The sequence below is a fragment of the Cobetia sp. 2AS genome, from assembly GCF_029846355.1.
Taxonomy (GTDB): domain Bacteria; phylum Pseudomonadota; class Gammaproteobacteria; order Pseudomonadales; family Halomonadaceae; genus Cobetia; species Cobetia amphilecti.
Genome location: NZ_JARWKQ010000009.1, coordinates 34,136 through 51,687, shown reverse-complemented (window position 1 = coordinate 51,687; position 17,552 = coordinate 34,136). Strand labels below are relative to the sequence as shown.

Annotated in this window: 15 protein-coding genes; 6 read left to right on the top strand and 9 right to left on the bottom strand. The window is 61.8% G+C overall.

Annotation, left to right across the window (positions count from 1 at the left end; genetic code table 11):
* The first annotated feature begins 173 nt into the window (after positions 1-173).
* Together QD356_RS17140 and QD356_RS17135 are read left to right on the top strand one after the other, a co-directional pair.
* On the top strand, positions 174-389 hold the full coding sequence (locus tag QD356_RS17140; protein WP_192838767.1) for a hypothetical protein: 216 nt from the start codon (positions 174-176) through the stop codon (positions 387-389).
* A gap of 189 nt (positions 390-578) precedes the next feature.
* Entirely contained in the window at positions 579-1,835 is a 1,257-nt protein-coding gene (locus QD356_RS17135; protein WP_054556697.1) for a dicarboxylate/amino acid:cation symporter, read from the top strand.
* A 140-nt stretch (positions 1,836-1,975) separates the two neighbouring features.
* On the opposite strand, the gene QD356_RS17130 is transcribed toward QD356_RS17135, so the two are convergent.
* The 3 genes from QD356_RS17130 to betT form a co-directional block, all read right to left on the bottom strand.
* A complete protein-coding gene (locus tag QD356_RS17130; RefSeq protein ID WP_279878412.1) occupies positions 1,976-3,778 on the bottom strand; it encodes an AMP-binding protein in 1,803 nt (600 codons plus the stop codon).
* 465 nt (positions 3,779-4,243) lie between these two features.
* Positions 4,244-5,977, bottom strand: coding sequence for a BCCT family transporter (locus tag QD356_RS17125; RefSeq protein WP_192838766.1), 1,734 nt, complete (start codon positions 5,975-5,977; stop codon positions 4,244-4,246).
* A gap of 480 nt (positions 5,978-6,457) precedes the next feature.
* Complete coding sequence (gene betT / locus QD356_RS17120) at positions 6,458-8,485, bottom strand: choline BCCT transporter BetT (protein ID WP_192838765.1); 2,028 nt, start codon at positions 8,483-8,485, stop codon at positions 6,458-6,460.
* 267 nt (positions 8,486-8,752) lie between these two features.
* On the opposite strand from betT, the gene QD356_RS17115 reads away from it, so the two are divergent.
* Positions 8,753-9,310: a hypothetical protein gene (locus QD356_RS17115; protein ID WP_225996557.1), complete on the top strand. Its 558-nt coding sequence runs from the start codon at positions 8,753-8,755 to the stop codon at positions 9,308-9,310.
* 149 nt (positions 9,311-9,459) lie between these two features.
* Here the strand turns inward: QD356_RS17115 and smrA are convergent, their stop codons facing one another.
* The 6 genes from smrA to QD356_RS17085 all read right to left on the bottom strand — a co-directional run bounded on the left by smrA (position 9,460) and on the right by QD356_RS17085 (position 15,958).
* Positions 9,460-10,101: a DNA endonuclease SmrA gene (gene smrA, locus QD356_RS17110; RefSeq protein WP_225996556.1), complete on the bottom strand. Its 642-nt coding sequence runs from the start codon at positions 10,099-10,101 to the stop codon at positions 9,460-9,462.
* A gap of 155 nt (positions 10,102-10,256) precedes the next feature.
* Positions 10,257-11,333, bottom strand: coding sequence for an extracellular solute-binding protein (locus tag QD356_RS17105; RefSeq protein WP_197738736.1), 1,077 nt, complete (start codon positions 11,331-11,333; stop codon positions 10,257-10,259).
* A gap of 1 nt (position 11,334) precedes the next feature.
* Complete coding sequence (potC, locus tag QD356_RS17100; RefSeq protein ID WP_043333579.1) at positions 11,335-12,117, bottom strand: spermidine/putrescine ABC transporter permease PotC; 783 nt, start codon at positions 12,115-12,117, stop codon at positions 11,335-11,337.
* Positions 12,114-12,995 (bottom strand): spermidine/putrescine ABC transporter permease PotB, encoded by an 882-nt coding sequence (gene potB, locus QD356_RS17095; protein ID WP_192838764.1) that lies wholly within the window; start codon positions 12,993-12,995, stop codon positions 12,114-12,116. Before potB ends, potC begins: the two co-directional genes overlap by 4 nt.
* Entirely contained in the window at positions 12,992-14,125 is a 1,134-nt protein-coding gene (potA, locus tag QD356_RS17090) for a spermidine/putrescine ABC transporter ATP-binding protein PotA (RefSeq protein ID WP_107334825.1), read from the bottom strand. The genes potB and potA overlap by 4 nt, the downstream gene beginning before the upstream one ends.
* A 549-nt stretch (positions 14,126-14,674) precedes the next feature.
* Entirely contained in the window at positions 14,675-15,958 is a 1,284-nt protein-coding gene (locus QD356_RS17085) for a YihY family inner membrane protein (RefSeq protein WP_192838763.1), read from the bottom strand.
* A 105-nt stretch (positions 15,959-16,063) separates the two neighbouring features.
* Here QD356_RS17085 and QD356_RS17080 point away from each other — a divergent pair, with 105 nt between their 5' ends.
* The 3 genes from QD356_RS17080 to QD356_RS17070 all read left to right on the top strand — a co-directional run bounded on the left by QD356_RS17080 (position 16,064) and on the right by QD356_RS17070 (position 17,540).
* Complete coding sequence (locus tag QD356_RS17080; protein WP_192838762.1) at positions 16,064-16,423, top strand: arsenate reductase family protein; 360 nt, start codon at positions 16,064-16,066, stop codon at positions 16,421-16,423.
* Between the two features lie 76 nt (positions 16,424-16,499).
* Positions 16,500-17,132, top strand: coding sequence for an NAD(P)H:quinone oxidoreductase (gene wrbA / locus QD356_RS17075; protein WP_043333572.1), 633 nt, complete (start codon positions 16,500-16,502; stop codon positions 17,130-17,132).
* Entirely contained in the window at positions 17,133-17,540 is a 408-nt protein-coding gene (locus tag QD356_RS17070) for a DUF2069 domain-containing protein (protein ID WP_153635739.1), read from the top strand.
* Positions 17,541-17,552: the final 12 nt, after the last annotated feature.

Genomic DNA, 17,552 nt, shown 5'->3' with positions numbered 1-17,552 from the left:
GGCATGGCGGTCAGGTCATTGAGCTCTGGCTGTGAGCCATCGGGCGGCGCGGTCCCCGGGGATACGGGTCCACGTGTTGTTGTATCGGACATGATCAGCGTCCTCTCTTACCGATCAGGCGTTTGAGGGATTACCCAGCCCTCGTGAGGCCGGGCAGGCAATGGCGTACCTTCATGAATGTCGAACCGCAAGCTGTCGAACCGGAAGCTGTCAATTCGGCGATGACAACAGTGCCTACCATCAGACTAGTGGAAAGTCGCTCTGGCGGCCTAACAGTTAACGTTAACGTCAAGGTAACGCAAAGACAGACGATATGCCTGCCTGACGACTACTTCTTTGGTGGAACCTTTTGCGGCATGAGCGCATGCGCGTTCGGCATGGAAAGCTGAATTCGCGTGAAAGGACGCTTTTTTGCGACTAAAGGTGCAGAGGGTGAGTGCAGGCTGACTGTTAATCTTCCCGCACCAAAAAAGTGCTTAATGCAGTGCGCAATCGTGACAAGGCATCGAGACGACAGACTCGGGCGCGCCCTGAGCATCATCAGCGATGATCATCGCTAGACACCTAAGGACAGTTCCATGAGTGATTCCTCCCGCCCTAACCTGTGGCGCCGTTTGCCGTTGTGGCAGAAGATCCTGGGCGGCCTCGCCCTTGGGGTACTCGCTGGTGCCCTGATGGGAGAAAGCGCCAGCATGTTCAAGCCGCTGGGCGATATCTTCATCAATGCGATCAAGATGCTGATCGTGCCGCTGGTCTTCAGCACCCTGGTGGTCGGTATCACCTCGATGCGTGACCCGCAGAAGATGGGCCGCATCGGCGGCAAGACCATCGCCCTCTACCTGCTGACGACCGCCTTCGCGATCGCCATCGGCATGCTGGCCTCCAGCATCTTCCAGCCGGGTGCCGGCTTCGAGTTCAACTTCGACAAGGCGATGGAAACCAAGGACGCGCCTTCGCTGGTGCAGATTCTGGTCGACCTGGTGCCGAGCAACCCGATCGATGCGCTGGCCAATGGCAACATCATGCAGATCATCGTCTTCGCCATCGGGATCGGCATCTCGCTGATCATGATCGGCGACAAGGGCGAGCCGGTCGTGCGCGTCTTCGATAGCTTCGCCGAAGTGATGTACAAGCTGACCGAGTTCGTGATGGCCTTCGCGCCGTTCGGTGTCTTCGGCCTGATGGCGCATGTCTCCGGCAACTACGGCCTGGATGTGCTACTGCCGCTGGCCAAGGTGATCGGCGTGGCCTATCTGGCCAGCATCGTGCACGTGCTGGTGGTCTACTCCGGCCTGCTGGCGACGCTGGGCAAGCTGAACCCGGTGCGCTATCTGCGCGGTATCGTCGATGCACTGGTCGTGGCCTTCTCCTCGGCCTCCAGCTCCGGCACCCTGCCGATCTCCATCCGCTGCGCCCAGAAGAACCTCGGCGTCTCGGAAGGTGTCTCCGGCTTCGTGCTGCCGGTCGGCGCGACCATCAACATGGATGGCACCGCCATCTACCAAGGCGTGGTGGCACTGTTCATCGCCCAGATGACCGGCATCGAGCTGTCGATGATGGACTACGGCATGATCGTGCTGACCGGTACCCTGGCCTCCATCGGCACCGCCGGTGTGCCGGGCGCCGGCCTGATCATGCTCTCCATCGTGCTGAGCCAGGTAGGCCTGCCGCTGGAAGCCATCGCGGTGATCGCCGGTATCGACCGTATCCTCGACATGGCGCGTACCACCGTGAATGTCGCGGGCGACCTGATGGTCACCACCCTGGTCGGCAAGTCCGAGAATGAGCTGGACCTCGAGGTCTACAACGCGACCCAGCCCAAGAAGGACGCCTGACGCCAGGCGCAGGCCTTCTCGCCAGCGCCTTGCCTTGAAACACAGACGCCCCGCTCATTGAGCGGGGCGTCTGTGTTTCAGGGCTGTGTATAGGCTCCGTATTTCAGGCTGTCACCAACAGGGAGAGCTCACAGGCAAGGTCAGGCAGATTCCGGCGGCGAGTCGCGCAGTTCACGTCTGAGCACCTTGCCGACGTTGGTCTTGGGCAGCTCGTCGATGAAGACCACCTGACGCGGCACCTTGTAGCTGGCCAGTTCCTTGCGCGACCAGTCTCGCAGCGCATCCGCCTCGAGCTCTGCGCCGTCCTTGAGTACGACATACAGCTTGATCGCCTCACCACTGCGCTCATCCACCACCGAGACGGCGGCCGCCTCGAGCACATCCGGGTGACGCACGATGACGTCCTCGACCTCATTGGGATACACGTTGAAGCCGGAGACGATGATCATGTCCTTCTTGCGATCGACGATGCGCATGTAGCCATCGTCCTGGAAGACCGCGATATCACCGGTGCGCAGGAAGCCATCGGCAGTGAAGCTGTCTTTCGTCGCCTGCTCACGCTGCCAATAGCCCTTCATCACCTGCGGCCCCTTCACGCACAGCTCGCCCGGCTCCCCCATCGCGACCAGCGCGCCTTCATCGTCATACAGACGCACCTCGGTGGAGGGCATCGGCCGACCGATGGTGCCGAGCTGAATGGCATCCAGCGGATTGAACGACACGATCGGCGAGGTCTCGGTCATGCCGTAGCCCTCGGAGATATCACTGCCGGTGACCCGCTTCCACTCTTCTGCCGCCTTGCGCGTCAGCGCCACGCCCCCTGAGGTGGTGATCTTGAGCTTCGAGAAATCCAGTGCCTGGAAGCCGGGGTTGTTGCACAGCGCCACGAACAGCGTATTGAGGCCGACGAACATCGTGAAGTCGTGCTTTTGCAGCGTCTTGACGAAGCCCGGGATATCGCGCGGATTGGGAATCAACAGGGTGTGATTTCCTTCACTGAGCATGCAGGCCAGATGAATGGTGAAGGCGTAGATGTGATAGAGCGGCAGCGGCGCCACTAGTGTCTCGTGGCCGGGATTCAAACCCTGCGTGAGTGCCATCTTGCCTTGCAGCATGTTGGCGAGCAGGTTGCGGTGAGTCAGCATCGCGCCCTTGGCGACCCCGGTGGTGCCGCCGGTGTACTGCAGCACAGCGACATCATCGAGTGCCAGTGTCGGCCGCTCCCAGCGCTCGGCCCTGCCCTGCGAGATGGCCGTGCGCAGCGGGATGGCGTCGGGCAGATGATAGCTCGGCACCAGTTTCTTGACGTGCTTGACCACGGTGTTGATCAACAGCCGCTTGAAGGCCGGGTGCATGTCGCCCAATTCACAGACCAGCACGTACTCGAGGCCAGTGCGCTCCCGTACGCGTTCGACCTTGTCCGCCATGTTGGCCAGCACCACCAACGCCCGTGCGCCGGAATCATTGAACTGATGCTCCATCTCACGTTCGGTATACAGCGGATTGGTGTTCACCAGCACCAGGCCTGCACGCAGCACGGCGAAGGCGACCACCGGAAACATCAACGTATTGGGCAGCTGGATGGCGACCCGATCGCCCGGCTTGAGGTCGGTCTCATGCTGGAACCAGTCCGCCAGCTGACGACTGGTGGCATCCAGCTCCGCAAAGCTCATGGTGCGGTCCATGCAGGTAAAGGCAGGACGCTCGCCATGTGCCGAGCAGGCCTTCTCCAGCATGTCCATCAGGGAATCGTAGCCGCTGAAATCCACCTCCCGGGAAGACCGCAGGCACGACATGCCGCTCATGTCGCCTGCCGCTGGCTGTGCTCTCGAAGCGTCGGCTGAGGCATCTGCCACGTGAGAAGGTTCTGTAGTGGAATCGGCAGTGGAATCGGTAGTGGACTTGCCTGACTCATCGGGTCGAGCCGCTAGGGGATCATGCATGGCGTTGCTCCTTGATCAGTACGTGGGGCGCTCGGCGTCACTGCCCCCGCTACCTTGTTGTTGTAAACGTCGTTGCAAGACATCGTCGTGAGACCAGGTCGAAAGACATCGTGGTGAGATGCGTGGTGAGGCGCTGTCGGGACTCCGTCGGGTGGGTGTCAGCCTGTGGGCTCTTCACTGTCGACAGCATAGCCGCAAACCGATGCTGCGCGCCGTTGGCGGAATCGATGGACCTGCCAGCATTGGAACATACGTACGTTTGATATTTCCTTGCGACCTTGGTGACATGCGCAGGCCTGCTCTGGAGCAGGGAAACAGCCCTGAGCCCAAGAAGGGAAACAGCCCTGAGCCGTAAGCGAGAAACAACGAGGCCCCTGCCCAGGGGGCAGAGGCCTCATGTCTTGCACACCGAACGCATGCGCGCCTGAGTCACACACCAGACGCATACGTCTGGCAAGCGGCAATTCAGGAGAGGTCGCGGACCTCGTTCTCGATCATCTTGCGGATATGCTCCTCGTTCTCGATCATCGATTCGCCGTCCTCGCGCAGCGATTTCAACAGTCCGATCATCATGGCGATCAGCACGAAGGTGAACGGCAAGGCACCGGCGATCGAGGCCGCCTGCAGGGACTTGAGCGCCTGATCGCCCCCCAGCAACAGCAGGATCAAGGTCACGGCGCCCAGCATCATGCCCCAGATGATGCGTTGCTGCACCGGAGGACGACGACCGAAGGCCAGCAGGCGTCCCAGCACCAGGGTGCCGGAATCCGCAGACGTGACGAAGAAGATGATCACCACGACCAGCGCGGCCACCTTGGCCACGGTCGCGGCGATGCCGGGTGTGAGCACCTCGAACGAGTGATAGAGGGTGCCGGCGTAGTCCCAGTTGGTGACCGCAGCCGTGTAGATGCCCATGTCGGCCCCGTACAGGGACTGATAGATCCCCGCCGAGCCGATGACGCCGAACCAGACCAGCGCCACGATGGAAGGGATGACCATCACCCCGAGAATGAATTCACGGATGGTCCGGCCGCGCGAGATGCGGGCAATGAACATGCCGACGAAACCGGCCCAGGCGATCCACCAGCCCCAGTAGAAGATGGTCCAACCGCCCTGCCACACTTGCTCGTCCGGCGTGCGCGCCGTCCACAGTGTCATCGAGACGCCATCGGTGAGGTAATCCCCGAGCGCGGTGATGGAGCTCGCGATCAGATAGTTGGCGTCGCTCGCCAGCAGGAAGTAGGCAAGGATGCCGAGGCAGACCCAGGTATTGAAGGTGGAAAGCAGCTTGATGCCACGTGCCACGCCGCTGGTCGCTGACAGGGTGGCGATGACGCTGATCAACACGATGGAGACCACGGTCACCATGCGCGACTTCTCTTCGATGAGGCCCAGTGACATCAGGCCGGAGCCGATCTGCTCGACGCCCAGACCGAGCGTGGTGGCGATGCCGAAAATGGTACCGAACACGGTCAGGATATCGACGGTATGCCCGATGGGCCCGTAGATCCGGTTGCCGATCAGCGGATAGAGGGCCGAGCGCATCGAGAGCGGCAGGCCCTTGCGGAAGGCGAAATAGGCCAGAGACAGCCCAACGATGGCATACATGGCCCAGGCGATCGTGCCCCAGTGGAAGACGGTGAGCTTGATGCCACCGGCGGCCGCTTCCGCGACGCGGCTGTCAGGCACCGGGAAGCCTTCGTCCCCCGGCATGAGACCACTCGCCAGGGCGGCCTGCTTGGCCTCGAAGAAGGCGGCGACGGCCGCCTTGACGTCAGCACTCAGAAACGGATTGCCACCGCTCCAGTCACTCGCGAAATGGATCATGGGCTCGGACATCGAGAAGAACAGCATGCCCGCGCCGGTCCCGCAGCCGAACAGCATCGAGAACCAGGCAAAATTGCTGAACTCGGGACGCTCATCGTCGCGCCCCAGCCGAATCTTGCCGACACGTGAACACATCACGTAAAGACAGACCACGAAGGTCGAGAACATCACCAGCACGTAGTACCAGCCCAAGGTGCTCTCTATCCAGGCCTTGATGCCCAGGAACTGATCGCTGGCCGTCTTGCCCAACAGAATCGCATAGAGAATGAAGAACACGGTCATGGTGATCGCGGTGATACCGAGCGTCGAGTTGAGTCCCTTCAGGACACCTCGCTGCTCGATGAGTGCATCCAGCTCCTTACCTTTCAACATGTTTCTACCTCGTGACGGGTTTTTATTATCATTTTTCATGATGCCGCTATCGTCGTTCATGACAGCGGTATCGTTGTTCATGACTGCGGATGCCGGGGTTCAAGGAACCTCAGTCGTCATGGGGACATTGCGGGCAGATCGCGTTCACCTTCGGCCAGTCATGGGCGGGAACCTTGGCAGACGACAACACCAAGGCATGTCATCTGACCCCAGCCGATATGCGACTTTGTGGGGAGAGTCCATGCTATAGGCCCCCCGCTTGCGAGACCAATAAGATCTCGACGCCGCCTGGATAAGCAGAGCTAATGCCTGAGCCGAGAAAAAGAGGCCTCACATTGCGGCGTCTTTCGACATGGGTCCTATCCAGGCCACTTCCTTCAGGGAACCTCATCCAGACAGACAAAAGCCCCCGGCGGATCTCTCCACAAGGGGCTTTTGCGTCATGGCGACGCGTGAAGCGTCACTGACTGCCCGCTCAGATCATTGACCGACGGACTGGCTCAGACGCAGCTGGTGCAGGTAGTGCATATGACGCTCGTACTGCTCGAGCAGATCATTGATGACCTGGTCCTTGCTGTAGCCCATCAGGTCATAGGACTGACCGCCTTCCTTGAGGAAGACTTCGGCACGACAGTAGTCCTCTTCATCCCCCTCGTCTTCCTGGTCCAGATTGAGGTCCGGACGCAGGTGAGAGCGAATGCGCACGCCGTAGATGAAGTCATCTTCCTCACCGTGGCGTGCATTGAAGTAGACGCGATCACGGCTGATGGTGACATCGACTTCCAGTCCCTGGCTGCGCAGCTCTTCAGCCAGCTCCTGCATGCCTTCCGCGACTGTGCCGCGCAGGAAGCCACGTACCATGGCGCGCGTCGGGAAGCTCATCAGGTGCTGGGCACGCTTGCGCCAGTTGCCCTTCTCGCCCATCGGCGTCGCGGCTGCGGTGTTCACCGACAGCGAGCGGCGCTTGACGGACTCGAGATTGAGCTGGCGCAGCAGACCGAAGATCGCGGCCAGCAGAATCATGCCGAACGGCAAGGCGGTGGCGATGGTAGCGGTCTGCAGCGCCCCCAGCCCACCGGCCAGCATCAGCACGATGGCCAAAAGACCCACCGCGAAGGCCCAGTAGATACGCTGCCAGGTCGGGGTGTCTTCACGACCACCGGAGGCCAGCATGTCGACCACCATCGAGCCGGAATCCGCCGAGGTGACGAAGAACACGATGACCATCACCAGCGCGATCACCGAGGTGATGGATGACAGCGGCATCTGCTCGAGGAAGGTGAACAGGGCCAGCGAATAGTTGTCGTTGACGGTGTCGACCAGCGCCGTGACATTCTGCTCCAGAATCATCGAGATGGCGGTGTTGCCGAAGATGGTCATCCACAGCAGGGTGAAACCGGCCGGCACGAACAGCACGCCGATCACGAATTCCCGGATGGTACGGCCACGCGAGACACGCGCGATGAACATGCCGACGAACGGAGACCAGGACATCCACCAACCCCAGTAGAGCAGTGTCCAGCCACCGATCCAGTCATTGGGTTCGTAGGCGTAGAGTTCGAAGGTCTTGCCGACGATATCGGCCATGTAGAAGCCGGAATTCTGGACGAACGCCTTGAGCAGGAAGGCGGTCGGGCCGAGCAGCAGCACGAACAGCAACAGCACCACGGCAAGGCCGAGGTTGATCTCGGACAGGATACGGATGCCCTTGTCCAGGCCGGTCACGACCGAGATGGTGGCAAGGCCGGTGATCACGACGATGATCGCGACCTGGGTCCAGTCGTTGTTCGGCATGCCGGTCAGGTGCGAGAGCCCGGCATTGACCTGTGCCACACCGTAGCCCAGCGTGGTGGCGACACCACAGACAGTGCCGACGATGGCGAAGATGTCCACCGCATGGCCGATCGGACCGTAGATGCGCTTGCCGATCAGAGGATACAAGGCACTGCGCAGCGTCAGCGGCAGGTCATGGCGATAGCTGAAGTAGGCCAGAATCAGCGCGACGATGGCGTAGATCGACCAGGCATGCAGCCCCCAGTGGAAGAAGGTCAGCTTCATCGCTTCACGCGCGGTCTCGACCTGCTCCGGGGTGCCCGTCGGCGGATTGAGGAAGTGCATCACCGGCTCGGCCACGCCGAAGAACATCAGGCCGATGCCCATGCCCGCCGAGAACAGCATCGCGAACCAGGTGACGTTGCTGTAGTCCGGCAGTGAGTGGTCCGGCCCCAGGCGAATCTCGCCATGGCGTGAGAAGCCGACATACACCACCGAGATCAGCACGATGGCCACGCACAGGATGTAGAACCAGCTCACGGTGTTGGTGATCCAATGCTGGACCGACTCGAACACGGACATGGCCGTGTCCGAGAACACCGCAGTGAAGATCACCAATAACAGGATGATGGCATTCGCGCCGAAGAAGACCGGCGGGTTGACCTTGGCAAACAAGCCGGTGCGCGGCTCGGCACTGGCATCTTCGCCACCGCCCGCTGCAGGGGTATTGCGCATGGAGATTTCCTTGTGAGTGTCCGGGAGAGACGCCGTGAGCTGTCTCGGCGCCCTGCTAGCAAACAACACTATAATGAAAAAACATGATCAGATTGCGCGCGGATAATATCACCTAATGTCTACATGACCAATGTCTTGTCCAACTACCGTCCAACTTCTCGGCGCACACATGGCGCAGGATGCCATTTTTTTTCTTGATGCTTGCACGCTGGCACCCAACGTCATCGGCACACTCAAATGCCATGCTGGTCACACAGGAGTAAACGCATGAGTCGCAATCGTCATTCCGGCAAGGGCCCCCTGCGCGCGCTCGCGCTGTCTCTCGCCCTGTTGAGTGCCCTGCCGACCACGTCCGCCATGGCGGGCCCGGGGCATGGGCGCTTCGATGGGCCGGGCTACATAGGCCCCGAGATCGTGATCGGGCATGGTGAGCCCGGTCGGCTGATTCGCTGGGCACCGGGTGGCCCGGGGCATGGTCATGGCCTGCCCGCAGGGGCGCGCGGTGTCTGGGTGGGCGCTACGCTGTATTTCCTGGCGGCAGGCACCTATTACCTGTGGGAAGAGAGCCAGCAGCAGTATCTGCCCGTCCAGGCCCCCGCTCAGGCGACACTCACGGCCGCGGCAGTCGATGTCATCGCCTACCCCACCAAGGGCCAGAGCGAAGACCAGCAAGCGCGTGACCGCTATGAGTGCCATCGCTGGGCCAATCAGCAGAGTGGCGCCGAAGCCAATTCCGCGGCACCGCCCGTGACCGCCAGCAACGCAGACACCTATCGCCGCGCGCTGAGTGCCTGCTTCACCGGTCGCGGTTACAGCGTGCAATAGTCAGCTTGAATCATGAGCATGAAAAAGCCCCGCCAGCTCGCGATGATCGCGGCCTGGCGGGGCTTTCTTGTGTTCATTGTCGGCTTTCTGTCGTCTGATTTGACTGCTTGCGGGATTTGACTGCTTGCGGGATTTGCTGCTCGTGGCGATCAGCCGCGCCGCTTTTGATGGCGTTCGCGGTTGTTGTCACGCGCCGTGCGGGATTTGCGCAACATCACCAGCGTCGCCCCCAACCCACCGTGGCGTGGCGTGGCACTGCTCCAGGCCTGCACCTCGGGCATCTGCTCCAGCCAGTGCACCAGGTAGGCACGAATCAAGGCGGCATGCGATTCGCTGTCACGCCCCTTGCCATGAATCACCAGCAGGCAACGCAACTCGCTGCGCCAGGCGTCCTGGATGAAGCGATGCACCTCACGCCGACACTCGATGAGCGGACGACGCATCAGATTGAGCTGCGCTTCGGGTGGGTAGCCGCCCTGGCGCAAGCGCTCCAGCACACCGGTCTGGATGCCATCGCGGCGAAACTCGACCGGGTCATGCGGCGAGAGATGCTCCACGTAGCTGTCGGACAGCCCGTCCAGCTCGTTGCCCAGGGTCTTCTGCGCGCCTTCACGCCGTGCCAGCTGAGCCTCGCTGGGGCCCTTGCGGGCCGTGGTGACATCGGCGCGGTCCTTGCCGCGCGTCAGGGGAGCAACGCCTTGCATCTCACGACTGAACAGATCATCCGCCTCGGCACTGCTCAACTCACGGGCATGCGCCGCCGACATCATTGCAGGGGAAAAACGTGACATGGCACCCTCCAGTCTTCACCAGGACGTGTCAATTACGTGGAGCGCGCAGTCAAGGTCGACAAATGACGACGCCCCGAGACAGAGCATGCCTCGGGGCGTCGGTTCAGCTCAAGTCGCTGACGTGATTTCTTGCGTCATCACGCCTCAAGGGCGGATCAATGCCCGGTCTTGAGCTGCTCCCAGTACTTCTGATATATCGACAGCGCATCGCCGACATCGGTCTGGAATTCGCCGCGGGCGAGATCCTGCTGAGTCGGGAAGACCACCGGGTTGTCACGCACTTCCGGGTCCATCATGTTCTTGGCCGCCAGACTCGGCGTGGTGTAACCCACGTACTCGCTGATTTCCTTGCTGACTTCCGGGCTGATCAGGTAATCGATGAACTGATAGGCCGCATCGACGTGACGCGCGTTGGACGGAATCGCCATGGTGTCCATCCACAGGATGATGCCTTCCTTGGGATAGACATACTCGACCGGCACGCCTTCCTGGTTGGCCTGATAGACCTCACCGTTCCAGATCAGGCCGGCATCGACCTCGCCCTGCATGAAGGGCACGCGCGCCGCATCGGAGTTGAAGGCACGCACGTTGGGCATCAGCTGGGTCAGCTTCTCGTAGGCCGCCTTGATCTCGTCCGGGTCCGTGGTGTTGCCACTGAAGCCGAGGCTTGCCAGTGCGACATGGAAGACTTCGCGCATGTCGTTGGAGAGCAGCAGCTTGTCACGATACTTGTCGTTCCACAGATCGTTCCAGCTGGTCAGCGCGCCCTCTTCGACATAGTCCGGGTTGTAACCGATGCCGGCGCTGCCCCACATGTAGGGCACGCTGTACTGGTTGCCCTTGTCGAAGTCGCGATCGACCAGATTCGGGTCGAGGTCCTCGAAATGGTCGAGCTTGCTGACATCCAGCTTCTGCAGCAGGCCTTCACGCGCCATCTTGTCGATGTAATAGGTCGACGGGAAGACGAGGTCGTAGCTGTTGTCGCTGTCCAGCAGCTTGAGCTTGGCGTACATCGCTTCGTTGGAATCGAAGGTGGAGTAGACGACATCGATGCCGGTCTGCTCTTCGAAGCGCTCGATGACCTCATCGGGCATGTACTCGGTCCAGTTGTAGACGTAGAGGACCTTGTCGCTGTCATCCGCGGCCAGAACGGGGGCGGATGTGGCCACGGAAGCCAGGCTGACGGCAGCCATCAGGCCAGCGGCGCGCAGCGGGAAACGGGTACCTTGCATGTTATTTTTTCTCCTTGAGCAACAACTGTGAAATCAACAGCAGACAGAGCGACAGCCCCAATAGCAGGGTTGCCAATGCATTCACTTCAGGTTTGAGCCCCAGTCGCACCATCGAGTAGATGCGCAGCGGCAGCACCTCGAAGGTCGGCCCGGTGACGAAGGTCGAGATCACCACATCATCCAGCGACAGGGTGAAGCTCAGCAGCCAGCCGGAGGCGATCGCCGGCATCAGCGCCGGTACCAGCACGTGCCAGACGGCGCGGGCTTCACTGGCACCGAGATCACGCGCCGCTTCCAGCAACTGCGGGTTGATGCCCGTCAGGCGGGAATAGACGGTGATCACCACGAACGGCAGACAGAAGGTGGCGTGCGAGACCAGCAGCGAGAAATAGCCCAGCTGGATACCCAACGCAATGAACAGCGCCAGGAAGGCGATCGCCATCACGATGTCCGGCATCATCATCACCGTGAACAGCATGCCATTGAGCAGCGGCTTGCCGCGGAAGCGATAGCGATAAAGCGCAGTGGCCGTCAGCGTGCCGATCAGGGTCGCCAGCGTCGCCGCCGTCACCCCGAGCCACAGCGTATTGAGCGCAGCCTCCATCAGATTGCCATTGCCCAGCAGCTTGTCGTACCAGCGCAGGCTGAAGCCGCCCCACACGAAGGGGTTGCGTGAATCATTGAACGAGATGCCGATCAACACCAGGATCGGCACATACAACAGCGTGAAGATCAGCGTCAGATAACAGCGGCTGAACCAACGCAGCGCGGCGCTCGCCTTCATAGGGTCACCTCACGCTTGAAGAGCTTGACGCTGCGGTAATAGGCCAGCAGCAGGAACGCCATCACCAGCGTCAGCATCACGCTGATCGCCGCGCCGAAGGTCCAGTTGTTGGCCTCCAGGAACTGACCCTTGATGATGTTGCCGATCAGCGGATGGCGCGAGCCACCCAGCAGGTCCGAGACATAGAACATGCCCATCGCCGGCAGGAACACCAGCAGCACGCCCGCGATGATGCCCGGCATGGTCAGCGGCAGCACGATATGGCGGAAGGTGGCCAGGCCATTGGCGCCAAGGTCCCGGGCCGCCTCCAGCGTCGGGCGGCTCAGCTGCTCGAAGACGGCATACAGCGGCAGGATCATGAACGGCAGCAGCATGTAGACCAGCCCCACGATCACCGCCTCCTCGGTATACAGCAGGCGCAACGGCGCATCGATCAGGCCGAGATTCATCAGCACATCATTGAGCAGCCCGCGCGTCGCGATCAGCGTGCGCAGGGCATAGATGCGGATCAGCGAGTTGGTCCAGAACGGAATGATCACCAGCAGCAGCAGCAAGGGCTGCAGGCGCGGGCTGGCCCGCGAGATCATCCACGCGAAGGGATAGCCGAGCAGCAGACAGATCAGCGTCGTGATCAGGCCGATCCACAGCGAATGGCCGAAGACGCTCAGGTACACCGGGCTGATCATCTGGCCATAGTTGGCCAGAAAGCCCTGCCACAGCGTGCTCAGCGACAGCTCACCGCCCAGCAGCTGGCCGGTGTTTTCCGGCATCAGACTGACCAGCACCACCAGCAGCGTCGGGGCCAGCACCAGCACGATCAGCCAGCCCCAGATGATGGTCAGGGTGGCGGTCTTGAAGGGATTGCGCACCAGACTCATGCACCCGCCCCCGTCACGGCCGGCTCATCATCGGGCAGGATGATCTCCCAGTCCGGCACCCAGCTGACGCGCACGCGCTCGCCGAGGCGGTAATCGAAGTCAGGGTCATCCTCGTCGAAGAACTCGCTGGCCAACAACTGCTGTCCGCTGTCGAGCTCCAGCACCGTGTCCAGGGTCATGCCCTTGTAGTTGCGCTCGATGACGCGCGCCGGGAAGCCTTCGCTGTCCTCGGCACCCTTGAGTCGCATGTCTTCCGGGCGCAGCAACACCTGCACCGCTTCTCCGCCCTGATAGGTGCGGCCATGGCTGCTGAGTTCCAGCGTCTGACCGAGCAGCGTTATCTCGATGCGTCCGGCCGTCGCCGCGGGGCGCACGACCTGCGCCGCCAGCTGGTTGATCTCACCGACGAAGCGCGCCACGAACAGCGTGCTCGGCGATTCATAGACTTCACGCGGCGTGCCGATCTGCTCGATGCCGCCTTCGCGCATCACCACCACGCGATCGGACATCGACAGCGCCTCTTCCTGATCGTGGGTGACGAACACGAAAGTGATGCCCAGGCGACGCTGCAGGCGCTTGAGCTCGTTCTGCATCTGCTTGCGCAGCTTGTAATCCAGCGCCGAGAGCGGCTCATCGAGCAGCAGGACGCGGGGACGCTTGACCACGGCGCGGGCAATCGCGACGCGCTGCTGCTGCCCGCCGGAGAGCTGGTCCGGGCGGCGGTCCGACAGATGGGCCAGTTGCACCATCTCCAGCGCTTCGCGCACCCGCTCATGAATCTCGGCCTTGGCGACCTTTTCCATGCGCAGGCCAAAGGCCACGTTGTCATAGAGGTTCATATGCGGAAACAGCGCATAGCTCTGGAAGACGGTATTGACCGGGCGCTGGTGAGCGGGACGCTCATGCAAGGCCGTCGACTCGAGCGTGATGGTGCCGCTATCCGGCGATTCGAAGCCGGCGATCATTCTCAGCACGGTGGTCTTGCCGCAACCGGACGGGCCCAGCAGCGTGACGAACTCACCATCGTTCAAATCCAGGTCAAGGCTGTCCAACACCTTGCGATCACCAAAGGTCTTGGAAATGCCACGCAGCTTGACCAGCGGGGCCTTCTCAGGAGCAGAGCTTTTCATCGGCGGGTTGTCACCTCCAGCGGGCGCCGCGAACGGCACCCTCATGCATGTCAGGCGCGCCAGGGACTGGCACGCCACATCGTCAATTCCATCGTGCCTGGCCACCGGCAGACTGCCAGCTCTCGCCTCGCCGCTCGCTTTGGCGCTGGCGCAGAGGTCGCGCAAAGGTCACATCAGACAGCGGGAAGGCGCCGTCGCCAGTCTGGCATGCGAACCTTTCACTTGCGTGTCTGCCTAGCGGGCCGCCGCCAGCTGACCTGCCTTACTCATGCCTCGACCACGCCTCACCCTTACCTCGCTCATCCCTCAGTCAGGATTTCCAGCGTACAGGCCGAATTGCGGCAAGGCAGGCGAGCGGTTCCGGATCATGTGCGAGAGATAAAGGAAAAGGCCCGAACAGGTGTCGGGCCTTTTCATTGGCGTCATCGCTTTCGATATCGGGGCATCGGCATCCGCCTCAACCCCCGTCGGGGCGAGCAGACGGCACAGGGTGCGCATTCTGCCCATTCGGCTTCAGGCTGTCACCTTGCAATCGCGTTCCAGTGCCGCTCAGGAAGTCGCAAGTCGCGGATCTTGCGGGTCTTTTTCCTCCTGAGCCATGGTCTCATCACCCACCTCACCGACACTGGGCAGCACCTCGACCAGACCACAGGTCATGCGCTCCTTCTCGGCGGCACGCGCACGCGCCAGCGCCTCACGCAGGGGTTCCAGGCGCGGATGCGGCGCTTCGCCCGCCTCGCCGGCCGGCAGTTCCCATGGCAAGGCGTGCGCCATCTCCCACAGCGAGTATTGACTGAGATCACGCCCGAGCACCCATTGGCCATCCTGGGTCTGGCTGGCGATGTTCTCGGCGATCAGCGGCTTGAGCACACGACGATAACGACTGCCCAACACTTCCGTGAGTCGATCATCGGACAGCGGCTCACCGCGCTCATGGGCATCCTTGAGCAGCATCACGGCGCCGAGGGTCTGCCAGAACGGCGGCCAGCGATGCCAGTCAGCATTGGAGCGCTCACCCATCCAGGCCGCGACTTCCGCACCCAGCAGCACGATGCACCAGGACAGGAAGACCCACAGCAGGAAGAGCGGCACGGCCGCGAAGGCACCGTAGATGGCCTGATAGGACGGGAAATGCGTCACGTAGAGCGAGAAGCCCGCCTTGGCCAGCTCCAGCGCCAACGCCGTGGTCAGCGCGCCAACCGCGGCGTCACGCAGGCGTACCTTGCAGTTGGGCACCGCGGCATAGATGAAGGTGAAGGCCGCAGCGCTCAACAGCGGCGGCAGCAGACGCAGCAACAGGGCCTTGCCGCCCAGCATCTCGGCGGCCGAGTCGAAGAAGGACAGCGAGGTCAGAAAGGACGACAGCAGAAAGCCCGAGCCCAGCATCAGCGGCCCCAGCGTCAGAACGGCCCAGTACATCAGGAAGCTCGACAGTCCCTTGCGCCCTTCCGGTACCTGCCAGATGGCATTGAAGGCGCCTTCGATGGTGATCATCATCATCACAGAGGTCACGAACAGGAAGATCAGACCCACCGAGGTCAGATTGCGCGCCTGACCGGAGAACTCGTTGAGGTACTCGAGCACCGTGGCGCCGGTCGAAGGCAGAAACTGGGAGAACACCGTGGTCTGCAGTTGATCGCCCACGCCGTCGAAACTCGGAATGACGGCGAACATCGCATAGATGACCGTCATCAAGGGCACGATGGCGAACAGCGTCGTATAGGTCAGTGCCGACGCGGTCTTCTTGCCGTCGTGATAGTTGAAACGTGATACCAGCTTGAGGATGACGCCGATGGCGAGCATGACCCGCGAGATCCCTGGCAGTTGTGGCATTCTTGTGCGCCCCTCTACAATGCGTGCCTGATTCATTCGCCACCGCCGGCCATGGCCAGTAGCGCTTGCGTGAAACCCATCACCTGTCCGGAAACGGAGACAGTCATGTCAATATTGAAACTCTACCATAACCCACGCTGCTCCAAGTCACGGGAAACACTGGCGCTTTTGACCGCGCGCCTCGAGGGCGATGCCTTCGAGACCGTCCGCTACCTGGAAGCCCCCCTCGATCGTGAGCAGCTCGAGGCCCTGGCCGCCCGAGTGGAAGGCGGCGCGCGGGCTCTGACCCGTGAGAACGAAGCCGAGTGGAAGGCACTGGGTCTTGTAGACCCCAGCGATTCGCAACGCCTTGACGCGATTTCCGCAACGCCGAAATTGATGCAGCGGCCGATTCTCGATGATGGCACGCGTGCCGTCATCGGTCGCCCGCCCGAAGATGTGCTGGTGCTGTTGAGCGACGCCTGATTCCCTGATGACAGGGTGTGCTCACGCAAGCCCCGCTTGCCCCTTTCGATAGATTGTCATCCACCTGAGGAAGCTCATGTCCGCAACGACCCCCGACGCGACGCCGTACGTCCTCGTCCTCTATTACTCGCGCCATGGTGCGACCCGCACGCTGGCCGAGCAGATCGCCGCCGGTATCGAGTCCATCAGCGGTGTCGAGGCACGCCTGCGCCGGGTGCCCGAGATCTCGGCCACCTGCGAGCAGACCGAGCCGGAAATCCCCGACAGCGGGGCCATGTATGTCGAGCTGGACGACCTGCGTCACTGTTCGGGCCTCGCGCTGGGCAGCCCGACCCGCTTCGGCAACATGGCGGCGCCGCTCAAGTACTTCCTGGACTCCACCAGTGAGCTGTGGATGAACGGCGCCTTGATCGACAAGCCCGCCACTGCCTTCAGTGCCTCAAGCTCTCTGCATGGCGGTCAGGAGACCACACTGATCACCATGCTGATCCCGCTGCTGCATCATGGCATGGTGTATGCCGGTGTGCCCTACAGCGCCACCGAGTTGCTCGAGACCACCCAGGGCGGCACGCCCTACGGCACGACCCACGTCAGCGGCAAGCGTGGCGACAACGATGTCGATGACAACGAACAGCGCCTGGCACTGGCGCAAGGCAAGCGTATCGCTCGCCTGGCCCTTGCCATGCAACCTCTCAGGGAGACGAAATAGATGCGCGCCTGGCTTGAACGACTGGAACGTGAGCAGGGTCTCGACACGCTCGAAGCCAAGAGCCGTCGCGGTGTGATCGCAAGTTTTGCGGCCGTCGCCCTGCTGCTGCTGATCGGCGGCATTCAGCTGATGGCGCAGAGCGAGAACAGCGGCCTGCTGCCGCTGTTGATCCGCCTGCTGCCCATCGCACTGTTTCTGCCCGCCATCTTCACCCGCCGGGCACGTGGTCATGTCTGGCTGGCCTTCGTCAGCCTGCTCTACATCATGCAGGGCGTGATGCTGGCCGGTGTGCCTGGCCACGCCGTCATCGGCGTACTGGAAGCACTGGCGGCGCTGGGGCTGTTCATTTCCAGCATGGCTTACGCCCGTTTCCGCTCGCGCAACCTCAAGCGTCAGCCGCAGGCCTGATCAAGCCCTGGC